A 10,920-nucleotide genomic window follows, 5' to 3' on the forward strand; every position below is an offset into this window, starting at 1 on the left:
GGGCAGCCCGGACTCCAAGCGCGAGCACGCGAGGAGAGCCCCATGTTCGACATCTGCCAATGGATCAATGAACCCGAGACCTGGCTGGCCGAGCCCGAGCGGCTCCGGGTCATCACCGATCGCCACAGTGACTTCTGGCGTCAGACCCACGACGGCGCCGAGCGCCACAGCGGCCACTTCTTCGGCGCCCGGGTCACCAGTGGTTTCACCGCGCAGGTGCGGGTCGCGGCGCGCTGCAAGAACCAGGGTGACCATGCCGGGCTGATGGTGCGGATCGACGAGCAGCAGTGGCTGCGCGCTGGCATCGGCTACTTCGACGACACGCCGCAACTGCTCAGCGTCCTGACCCAGGGCCGTTCGGATCTGGCCGTGGGCGCACCGCTGGGCGAGCGGGAAGAGGTGTGGCTGAGGGTCACCCTGACCCAGGGTAGCCTGCGGGTGCAGGCCTCGCTGGACGGTCAGCGCTGGCCGCTGCTGCGCCTGGTCAGCTTGCCAGCCGCCGCGGAATACCGGGTCGGCCCGGTCTGTGGCACCCCGGAGCGGGGCGGCATGGAAGTGGCGTTCAGCGAGTTCAGTCTGCAAGCCCCGCTGCAGCGCGGCCTGACCGATCTGAGTTGAGGTGGTGTTGCTAAACTATGTTTTACGATCTAGCGAGCTAGAGCCAAACAAGGCGAAAACGCCTGAGGAAGCGGAGTTTACAAATAGTAAATGAGCATTCCGAAGGCGTTTTTAACGCAGTTAGGCCGACGCGCAGCAGATCGTGGCTGAACATCAGCCGACGGTGACGGGGGGCAGTTCTACCTGCTGCACCTGCACCGCCTTGCGCGGCGCGACCACCTTGGCGACGCCGTCGACGACCTTGTCACCGTGTTGGTTGAACACGCGGGTGGCCAGGTTCACGCGAAACTTCGGCAGCTTTTCCAGCACCTCGATTTCCACCGTCAGGGTATCGCCCAGCTTGACCGGCTTTTCGAAAGTCATGGTCTGGTCGACATAAAGAGTGCCTGGGCCCGGCAGGTTGCACGCCACCGCGGCGCTGATCAGGGCGCCACTAAGCATGCCGTGGGCGATGGGCTCGCGAAACAGCGTCTTGGCGGCGAAGTCGGCATCCAGGTGCAACGGGTTGCAGTCCCCGGAGAGGGCGGCGAACAGCAGCACGTCGCGCTGCTCGATGGTGCGGGTCACGGTCACCTTCTGGCCGATCTCGAGGGCTTCATAAGGGATGTTTTCGGTCAGGCTCATGAGGCGCTCCGGCAGCTGTGACAAGGCGGCAGACGCCGCGAAGCCGGGCATTCTACCCAGGCTGGTCGTCTGAGGCTAATCGACGCCCGGAAAAGCCGGTAGAGAAGGTGACCATAAATGACTTTATGGTCATTAGGTGACGTTAAGGGCGGATATTGATGCTGTTGCGGGCAGGGCAAAGCTGCTAGGCTCGCAGGGCCGGTTCAGCGCTGATCACGGCACGCCAACGAACAATAACCATAGAGCGGGAGCGGGCTGCATGATGCCGAATTTCTGGAGTGACAAATATCCCGAGGGCATCCAGACAGACATAGACCTGGACCGTTATCGCAACGTCCTGGCGGTATTCCGCGAGGCCTGCCAGACCTACGCCGAGCGCCCGGCGTTCAGCAATCTCGGGCGGACGCTGAGCTACCGCGAACTCTATGAGCTGTCCGGTCAGTTCGCTGCCTACCTGCAGAAGCACACCGACCTGCAACCCGGCGATCGCATCGCCGTGCAGATGCCCAATGTGCTGCAGTACCCGGTGGTGGTGTTTGGCGCCATGCGCGCCGGCCTGGTGGTGGTCAACACCAACCCGCTGTACACCGCCCGTGAGATGCAGCACCAGTTCAAGGATTCCGGCGCCCGGGCGCTGGTGTGCCTGGCCAACATGGCGCACCTGGCCGAACAGGTGCTGCCGCAGACCGACATCCGGCACGTCATCATCACCGAGGTCGGCGACCTGCTGCCGACCTTCAAGCGCCTGCTGGTGAACGCCGTGGTCCGCCACGTCAAGAAGATGGTGCCGGCCTATCGCATTCCCCATTCCATCCGCTTCGTCGATGCCATGACCAAGGGCGAGCACGTCGATTTCGTCGACGCCGACCCGGCGGCGGAGGATGTCGCCGTGCTGCAGTACACCGGCGGCACCACCGGCATCGCCAAGGGCGCCATGCTGACCCACCGCAATCTCGTGGCCAACATGCTGCAGTGCCAGGTGCTGATGACCAAGTACCTGGGCGGCGGTGCCCAGGTCATGATCGCGCCGCTGCCGCTCTACCACATCTATGCCTTCACCATTCACTGCATGGCCATGCTGATCCAGGGTAACCACAACGTCCTGATCACCAATCCCCGCGACCTGCCCGCGCTGGTCAAGGAACTCAGGCAGTGGCGCTTCAACGGCTTCGTTGGTCTCAACACCCTGTTCGCCGCCCTGTGCAACAGCGAGGAGTTCCGCCAGCTGGATTTCTCCCAGCTCAAGGTGACCTTTTCCGGTGGCATGGCGCTGCAGCAGTCCGTGGCCTTGCGCTGGGAAGAGGTCACCGGCTGCGGCATCTGCGAAGGCTACGGCATGACCGAGACCAGTCCCGTGGTGAGCTTCAATCCGCTGGAGCGTCGCCGGCTGGGCACCATTGGCGTACCGGTACCAGGTACCGACTGCAAGGTGGTGGATGCCGATGGCGTGGCCCTGGGCTTCGACACCCCCGGTGAACTGTGCGTCAAGGGGCCTCAGGTGATGAAGGGCTACTGGCTGCGCCCCGAGGCCACCGCCGAAGTCCTGGACGCCGAAGGCTGGCTGCGTACCGGCGACATCGCCGTCATCGAACCCGATGGCTATCTGCGCATCGTCGATCGCAAGAAGGACATGATCCTGGTGTCCGGTTTCAACGTCTATCCCAACGAACTGGAAGAGGTGCTCTCCCAGTTACCCGGGGTGCTGCAGTGCGCGGCCATCGGCATCCCCGACGAGGTGGCAGGGGAGAAGATCAAGGTGTTCGTGGTGCCCAAGCCGGGTGCATCCCTGACCACCGAGCAGGTGCTCAAGCACATGCACGACAACGTCACCGGCTACAAGCGCCCCAAGCTGGTGGAATTCCGCGACAGCCTGCCGACCACCAACGTCGGCAAGATCCTGCGCCGCGAACTGCGTGACGCCGAACTCAAGAAGGCGTAACAGGGCTTCACCATGTCCCCCGCGCCGCTACCTCTCGTCGACTGGTAGCGGTGTCGCCGGTCTCCAAGCATGGTTTTCGCAAGAGGTTCGGGTATAAACCGCAGGCGGCATTTTGCCGTCATCTCTTCGACCTCTCTCCTTGAGGACACACCATGCGAATTTGCGTACGCCAGGCCTTGCTGGGCCTCTTCCTGCTGGGCTCCAGCATGCTCGGCCAGGTCCAGGCGGGTGAACCCATCCGCGTCCTGTTCGTGGGCAACAGCTATACCTTCGTCAACGATCTACCGGCGATGGTCCGTCAAATGTCCGTCGAGGCCGGTCAACCCCGCCCGCTGGACGTCAAGCATGTGACCTTCAGCGGCGCCAGCCTTGAGGAACACTGGAAGCGCCACGACGTGCAGGACGAGCTGGCCAAGGCCAACTACGACTACGTGGTGATCCAGGATCACAGCATGATGCCGGTGAAGAATCCGGACCTCACCCGTCGGTACGTCCGCCTGATCGCCGATCTGGCGCGCAAGGACGGCGCCCAGCCGATCCTTTACCTGACCTGGGCACGGCAGAACAACCCGACCATGCAGGCGCAGCTGGACAGCGTCTACACCCCCCTGGCCAAGGAAACCGGCGCGCTGCTGGCCCCGGTGGGCCAGGCCTGGCAGAAGGCCCTGGCCGATCAGCCGCAGCCGGGGCTGTTCCTGCCCGACGGCAGCCACCCGTCCTTTACTGGCACCTACCTGACCGCTTCGGTGTTCTATGCGCTGATCTACGGCACCCGTCCGCCGCTGCCGGCCGCCGGCGAGAAGATCAAGTTCGATCATGCCGATCCGGCCGATCTGCAGCAGGATGCCTGGAAGGCGCTGCAATCCCTCGACATGGCGCTGCGCACGCCGCCGGCCGGGTTGAACATGGCCAGTGTCCAGGCCAAGCGCTGAGAGACTGCTCAAAGACTGCTGCGCGTCGGCCAAACGGCGTTGAAAGTGGCTTCGGAATGCTCATCTACTAATTGTAGACTCCGCTTCCTCAGCCACTTTCGCCTTGTTTGTCTCTAGCTCGCTAGCCTTTGAACAGCCTCTGACCCCGTGTTGCCTTTGCGCGACCAGGCGTCGCGCAAAGGCAGGCAACCCGGCGGTTTTCCGCCCGCCGTTCTTGTAAAGCCCCGCCAGACCCCCCAACTCTTTTACACTTACCGGTCCAAACGACCGCCGTCGAAAGAGTTTCATGACCGATACCCCCTCCGTTGCCCGTCTTGCCGCCAACCTGGATCAGGCCTTCAACGCCGATCGCCATCGCCTGAGACGCCAGCTCCAGGCCTTGCAGAAACAGCCCGATCCAGTCCGCGAGGCCCAGTGGCTGGAACGCTTTCAGGCCTCCTGCGCCAAGGTCGAGGCGCGGCGTGCCAGCGTGCCGCGCATCCGTTACGACGATGCCCTGCCGATCGCGGCCAAGCGCGAGGAAATCAAGCGCGCCATCGAAGGCCATCAGGTGGTGGTGATCGCCGGTGAGACCGGTTCGGGCAAGACCACCCAGTTGCCCAAGATCTGTCTGGAATTGGGCAGGGGTGTACAAGGGCTGATCGGCCACACCCAGCCCCGCCGGCTGGCGGCGCGCAGCGTGGGCGCCCGGGTGGCGGAAGAACTGGGTTCGCCGCTGGGCGAACTGGTCGGCTATCAGGTGCGGTTCGAGGATCAGAGCACCGACGCCACCCTGATCAAGCTGATGACCGACGGCATCCTGCTGGCCGAAACCCAGCACGACCGCTTTCTTGAACGCTACGACACCATCATCGTCGACGAGGCCCACGAGCGCAGTCTCAACATCGACTTCCTGCTGGGCTTTCTCAAGACCCTGCTGCCGCGCCGACCCGATCTCAAGCTGATCATCACCTCGGCCACCATCGACCTGGAGCGCTTCTCCCAGCATTTCGACGGTGCCCCCATCGTCGAGGTGTCCGGGCGGACCTATCCGGTCGAGACCTGGTACCGTCCCCTCAGCGCCGAAGTGGACGAAGACGGCGAGCGGCTGGTGGACGACCTCTCGGTGGACCAGGGCATCCTCCAGGCCCTGGACGAGATCGAGGCCCACGAGCGCAGCGTTGGCCAGCGCCCGGGCGATGTGCTGGTGTTTCTGCCCGGCGAGCGTGAGATCCGCGATTGCGCCGAGGTGCTGCGCAAGGCCCAGCTGAAATTCACCGAGGTCTTGCCGCTCTATGCGCGGCTGACCCCGGCCGAGCAGCAGAAGATCTTCCAGCCGCGTCCCGGACGCAAGATCGTGCTGGCCACCAACGTCGCCGAGACGTCGCTGACCGTGCCGGGCATTCGCTACGTGATCGACAGCGGCACCGCGCGCATCAGTCGCTACAGCTATAGAGCCAAGGTCCAGCGGTTGCCTATCGAAGCCGTCTCCCAGGCCAGCGCCAACCAGCGCAAGGGCCGCTGCGGACGGGTCGAGCCGGGCATCTGCATTCGCCTCTACAGCGAAGAAGACTTCCTGGGACGGCCGACCTTTACCGATCCGGAGATCCTGCGCACCAACCTGGCGGCGGTGATCCTGCAGATGCTGCATCTGCGCCTGGGTCGCATCGAAGACTTCCCCTTCATCGAGCCGCCGGATGGCAAGGCCATCAAGGACGGCTTCACCCTGTTGCAGGAGCTCTCGGCGGTCGATGTCGAAGGCCGCCTGCTACCCCTGGGCCGGCAGCTGGCGCGCCTGCCCGTCGATCCGCGCCTGGGCCGCATGCTGCTGGAGGCGACGGAGCAGGGCAGTCTCGCCGAGGTGCTGATCGTCACCAGTGCCCTGTCGGTGCAGGACCCGCGCGAGCGCCCGGCCGATCGCCAGACCCAGGCCGATCAAGCCCACGCCCAGTGGAAGGACCCGGATTCGGATTTTGCCGCCCTGGTCAATCTCTGGCACGGCTTCGAGGAGCAGCGCCAGGCGCTGGGCTCCAATGCCCTGCGCAGCTGGTGCCGCAAGCACTTCCTCAACTACCTGCGGCTGCGCGAATGGCGCGATGCCCATCGCCAGCTGACCCTGCTCTGCCGCGAGCTGGGGCTCCAGGCGCGCAAGACCGAAAGTCCGGCGCCGGCACCCGCGGAGGTCGGCAACAGACCTGCGCCCACCACCGACAAGCACGTCAACGCCAAGGCTCAGCAACAGGCCGAGGCCAGCGAGGCGGCGGTGCGTGCCCGCGGCTATGCGGCGCTGCACAAGGCCATTCTCGCCGGTCTGCTCAGCCAGATCGGCCAGAAGAGCGAGGATGGCGACTACCTGGGCGCGCGTCAGCGACGCTTCTGGATCCATCCCAGCAGCGTCATCGGCCGCAAGAAGCCCACCTGGATCATGGCCGCGGAGCTGGTGGAGACCACCAAGCTGTTCGCCCGCATGGTGGCCAAGATCGAACCGGACTGGATCGAGCCGGTGGCGGGGCACCTGGTCAAGAAGACCCACCTCGAACCCCACTGGGAGAAGAAGCGGGGCCAGGTGGTGGCCTATGAGCAGGTCACCCTCTATGGCCTGATCGTGGTCGGTCGTCGCCCGGTGCACTTCGGCCCCGTAGATCCGCCCGCTGCCCGCGAGTTGTTCATCCGCGAAGGCCTGGTACGTGGCGAGATCAACAGTCGCGCCAAGTGCCTGGCCGCCAACCGGGCGCTGCTGGAGCGGCTGGACGAACTGGAAGCCAAGGCCCGCCGCCGCGACATCCTCGCCGACGAGGAAACGCTGTTCGACTACTATGCCGCGCGTCTGCCGGCGGACGTCTACCAGACCGCCACCTTCGACAGCTGGTATCGCCGCGAAAGCGCCAAGCAGCCCGATCTGCTGATCATGCGCGAGGAAGACGTCCTTGCCCGCGAAGCCAGCGAGGTCACCGCCGCCCAGTATCCGGACACCCTGCGCCTGGGCGAGTTGACCCTGCCGCTGTCCTACGAATTCGACCCGACCCATCCGCGTGACGGCGTCACCCTGCGGGTGCCGGCGCCACTGTTGCCACAGCTGCCGCCCCAGCGCCTCGACTGGCTGGTGCCGGGGTTGCTCTATGACCGCTGCGTGGCCCTGGTGCGCAACCTGCCCAAGGCCCTGCGCAAGAACTTCGTGCCGGTGCCGGATTTCGTTCGCGCGGCGCTGGACAAGATCCCCTTCGGCGAGGGCTCGCTGCACGAGGCCCTGGGGCGCGAATTGCAGCGCATGACCGGCGCCCGCATCCCCGACGACGCTTGGCCGGAGGCCGAAGCCGGCCTGGATCCGCACCTGCGCATGAATCTCGAGGTGGTCGATGCCCAGGGCAAGCCGCTGGGCGAGGGCCGCGACCTGGCCGAGGTGACGGCGCGCTTCGCTCAGGAAAGCCAGGCGGCCCTGGCGCTGCCGACGCAGAAGCGCCAGGAGCAGCGCCCGGTGGAGGCCAAGGCCTTCGCCGAGGTGGCGGCCAAGACCCAGCAGCAGGTGGCCGGCCTTTCCATGACGGTCTATCCGGCGCTGGTGGACGAGCAGGGCACCGTACGCGAAGGCCGCTTCGCCACCCAGGCCGAGGCCCGCTACCAGCACCGTCGCGCGTTGCAGCGACTGCTGCTGCAGCAACTGACGGAGCAGGCCAAGTTCCTGCGCGGCAAGTTGCCCGGCCTCACCGAGCTGAGTCTGCTGCACCGCGAATTGGGTCGGCCGGAAGCCCTGGTGGAAGATATCCTGTTGGCCAGCCTGGACGCCGCCATCCTCGCCGACGAAGCCGAGCTGCCCCGCGATGGCGCCGGCCTGGCTTCATTGGCCGAGCGACGCAAGGCGGGCTTGACCGAACAGGCCGAACGGATCGCACGCCTGACCCTGGAGATCCTCAAGCTCTGGCATGGCCTGCAGAAGAAATTCAAGGGCCGCATCGACCTGGCCCAGGCGGTGGCCCTGAACGACATCAAGGCGCAATTGGCCAGCCTGGTCTATCCCGGCTTCGTCCGGGATACGCCGCTGGAGTGGCTCAAGGAATACCCGCGCTACCTCAAGGCCATCGAGCAGCGCTTCGACAAGCTCGGCGGCCAGGTGCAGCGCGATCGCGTCTGGAGCGGCGAGCTGGCCGGACTCTGGGAGCAGTATCGTGCCCGCGCCGCCAAGCACGGCCAGGAAGGCAAGCGCGACGCCAACCTGGAGCTCTATCGCTGGATGCTGGAAGAGTACCGGGTGTCGCTCTGGGCCCAGCAACTGGGCACGCGGATGCCGGTGTCGGACAAGCGGCTGAACAAGCAGTGGAGCCAGGTGGAAGCCTAGCGCGGTCATTCATCGGAGCCACCGCTGGCCCGGGTCGGACGTTGTCTTAGTGACAGCGGGACCCAGGCCAGTTTTCGCGTCCACGGCGCCCTCGAACGCTTTCTGACCGCGGCCCGTCGCGGTTGGGTGATCCGGTTCGAGTGCACGGCGGTGGCAGGCGTCAAGCATCAGATCGAGGCTCTCGGCGTACCGCTCGGACTGGCGCGCCAGGCGTTGATGTCTGGCGCCGGTCTAGCGTGGCAATACCTGGCGCAATGACCCGCCCACATCCGGCAGGTCCATCTCGATGCGCCGCCACCAGGCTTCCGCAAAGCTGTAGCAGGCGAAGGCGATCAGGCCGAGGCCGACCACGGACAGGACCAGTCCGCCGAAGGGCAGATTCTGCAGGCCGTTCAGGGCGTCCTTCATGCCCGGCGGATGCAGCGCCTGGTAGCGCGAGCCGCTGACCACCAGCAGGACGGCAATCTCGACGAAGGCTACCCCACGGGCGATGAGGCCGAAGCGACCGATGGGGCGGATCAGCCGCAGCTGTTCCGGACTGGCTTCGAGATAGCGCTCGAAGCTGGCCTTCCAGCCCTTCACGAAATGGGCGAGACCCACTCCCAAGGGGATCAGTGCGGCGATGTACACCAGCAGGTTGGAATAGCGCCAACTAAGCAGCATCTGCAGAAAGTCATTGGTGTCGCCACCCGAGCCACCGCCCTGGCGCAGGCCGCTGACCAGTAGGCCCAGAGCGAAGAAGGCGAGGGCGCCATAGGTGATGCCGCCTACCAGCAGGCCGGCGCGGATCACCAGGCCCTTGGGCTTGCTGCCATGGTCATCGACATCGCGGATGGCCTGGAGGATGCGCCAGGCCGCGAAGGCGACCAGGCCGATTACCGCCAGGCCGACCAGAAAGTGGCCGAAGGGTTGGGCGAGCAGGGCTTCCAGGCTGTCATGGCTGTCCGCCGGCTGGCCGGAGCCCCGTGCGGCCAGCAACGCCAGCACGCCGATGATGAGATAGACGAGACCGCGGGCGGCATAGCCGCCGCGGGCCAGAAGAGTAAGTCCGGTACGGGTGCGCATCTGTTATGTCCTGTTACATTCTGCCTTGTACTGACCGATGGGCCGCGCGCGGGTTCTGGCGGGCGGACAGGCGCACCAGAGTGCTGGCAGGATGCGGCGTTAGGCCTTAGGCTCGCACCCTTTGCCCGGCGATCGGTTCATGGACAAGGCACGACTGCTCACCCTCATTCTTCAGGCACTGGAAGCCGACCGGGACGTCATCAGCCAACAGCTGACGGCCAGTCACGAAGCGGCTACCCACAGCGAAAGCAAGGCCGAGAACAAGTACGACACTCGTGGTCTGGAGGCGGCCTATCTGGCCGACGGCCAACGCCGCCGCCTGCACGAGATCGAGCTGGCGCTGGCCGCCTACCGGGCGTTGACGCCCGTGGCCATGACCGATGGTATCCGCGTCGGTGCCCTGATCGAGCTGACCACCCCGACGGCCAGCCGCTGGCTGTTCCTTGGCCCGGATGCGGCGGGGCTCAAGGTCAGGCTGGACGGCCAGGAGGTGCTGGTGATCTCGCCCCGCGCGCCCCTGGGGCAGGTTCTGCTCGGTCGGGAGGAGGGTGATGAGGTGGCGGTGACGGTGGAGGGCAAGGTGCACCGCCAGGAGATCGTGGCGGTGCACTGAGCGTCAGGCTGCCCTCAGGGATCACCGTAGGTTGGGTTGAGCGCAGCGAAGCCCAACAGAGTCCAGCCTCGGTGCATGCCCTGTTGGGCTTCGACGATGGAGCCGTTTCAGCCCAACCTACGATCCACGCTGCCAAAGGAACAATGTAGGTTGGGTTGAGCGCAGCGAAGCCCAACAGTGCCTAGCCTCGGTGCGGGTCCTGTTGGGCTTCGACGATGGAGCTGTCTCAGCCCAACCTACAATCCGCGCTGCCAAAGGAACAATGTAGGTTGGGTTGAGCGCAGCGAAGCCCAACAGAGCCCAGGCTTGATACAAGCTCTGTTGGGCTTCGACGATGGAACCGTCTCAGCCCAACCTACGATCCGTGCTCCCAAAGGAACACCGTAGGTTGGGTTGAGCGCAGCGAAGCCCAACAGCGCCCAGGCTCAATGTATGCCCTGTTGGGCTTCGACGATGAAGCTGTCTCAGCCCGACCTACACGCTCTTGCGACCAAAGCCTTAGGCTTCGACGCCCTCCACTGACTTGGTAGCTCGGGGTGGGGTTGCCTCTTCCTTTTCCTGCTTTGGCCGGTGCTGATCCTGTAGTGGTCTACTGATTCCGGACACCCATTTAGGGCGAGAATGCTCGCCATAGAGAGGTGTCTGATGACCAAGCAACGTCGTTCCTTTACGCCCGAGTTCAAACGAGAGGCCGCCTGCCTGGTGCTCGATCAGGGCTACAGCCATATCGAAGCAGCTCGTTCACTGGGAGTGGTTGAGTCGGCCCTGCGCCGTTGGGTAAAACAGCTTCAAGAGGAGCGCGTGGGCGTTACCCCGA

General features: G+C 65.1%; 9 protein-coding genes. 7 read left to right on the top strand and 2 right to left on the bottom strand.

Annotated elements, in window-relative coordinates:
- The first annotated feature begins 42 nt into the window (after nt 1–42).
- Nucleotides 43–618, top strand: a complete 576-nt coding sequence (locus FEZ61_RS02230; protein ID WP_173146993.1) for a DUF1349 domain-containing protein — start codon at nt 43–45, stop codon at nt 616–618.
- A gap of 153 nt (nt 619–771) precedes the next feature.
- Here FEZ61_RS02230 and FEZ61_RS02235 read toward each other — a convergent pair whose 3' ends face one another.
- Nucleotides 772–1,242 carry a MaoC family dehydratase gene (locus tag FEZ61_RS02235; protein WP_017642763.1) on the bottom strand — a complete coding sequence of 157 codons (471 nt, stop codon included), beginning with the start codon at nt 1,240–1,242 and terminating at the stop codon, nt 772–774.
- 259 nt (nt 1,243–1,501) lie between these two features.
- Here FEZ61_RS02235 and FEZ61_RS02240 point away from each other — a divergent pair, with 259 nt between their 5' ends.
- The 4 genes from FEZ61_RS02240 (at nt 1,502) to FEZ61_RS24330 (ending at nt 8,683) form a co-directional block, all read left to right on the top strand.
- Nucleotides 1,502–3,181, top strand: a complete 1,680-nt coding sequence (locus FEZ61_RS02240; protein ID WP_017642764.1) for a long-chain fatty acid--CoA ligase — start codon at nt 1,502–1,504, stop codon at nt 3,179–3,181.
- Between the two features lie 152 nt (nt 3,182–3,333).
- The gene (locus FEZ61_RS02245) at nt 3,334–4,113 is read left to right on the top strand and encodes an SGNH/GDSL hydrolase family protein (protein WP_064307172.1); all 780 of its coding nucleotides are present in this window, start codon (nt 3,334–3,336) and stop codon (nt 4,111–4,113) included.
- A gap of 286 nt (nt 4,114–4,399) precedes the next feature.
- A complete protein-coding gene (gene hrpA / locus FEZ61_RS02250) occupies nt 4,400–8,425 on the top strand; it encodes an ATP-dependent RNA helicase HrpA (protein ID WP_173146995.1) in 4,026 nt (1,341 codons plus the stop codon).
- A 24-nt stretch (nt 8,426–8,449) separates the two neighbouring features.
- Nucleotides 8,450–8,683 carry a hypothetical protein gene (locus FEZ61_RS24330; protein ID WP_269084840.1) on the top strand — a complete coding sequence of 78 codons (234 nt, stop codon included), beginning with the start codon at nt 8,450–8,452 and terminating at the stop codon, nt 8,681–8,683.
- Here FEZ61_RS24330 and FEZ61_RS02260 read toward each other — a convergent pair.
- Nucleotides 8,657–9,490 (bottom strand): DUF1206 domain-containing protein, encoded by an 834-nt coding sequence (locus FEZ61_RS02260; protein ID WP_173146997.1) that lies wholly within the window; start codon nt 9,488–9,490, stop codon nt 8,657–8,659. The genes FEZ61_RS24330 and FEZ61_RS02260 overlap by 27 nt on opposite strands.
- Before the next feature lie 139 nt (nt 9,491–9,629).
- Between FEZ61_RS02260 and FEZ61_RS02265 the strand changes: the two genes are divergently transcribed.
- Together FEZ61_RS02265 and FEZ61_RS02270 are read left to right on the top strand one after the other, a co-directional pair.
- A complete protein-coding gene (locus FEZ61_RS02265; protein WP_026084046.1) occupies nt 9,630–10,103 on the top strand; it encodes a GreA/GreB family elongation factor in 474 nt (157 codons plus the stop codon).
- A 645-nt stretch (nt 10,104–10,748) separates the two neighbouring features.
- Nucleotides 10,749–10,920: transposase (locus FEZ61_RS02270; protein ID WP_173146999.1), on the top strand; the 172-nt coding region annotated here is incomplete at its 3' end.

Origin of the sequence: Pseudomonas sp. MS15a(2019) (assembly GCF_013277805.1) — a bacterium.
In the GTDB taxonomy this organism is placed as follows: domain Bacteria; phylum Pseudomonadota; class Gammaproteobacteria; order Pseudomonadales; family Pseudomonadaceae; genus Chryseomonas; species Chryseomonas benzopyrenica.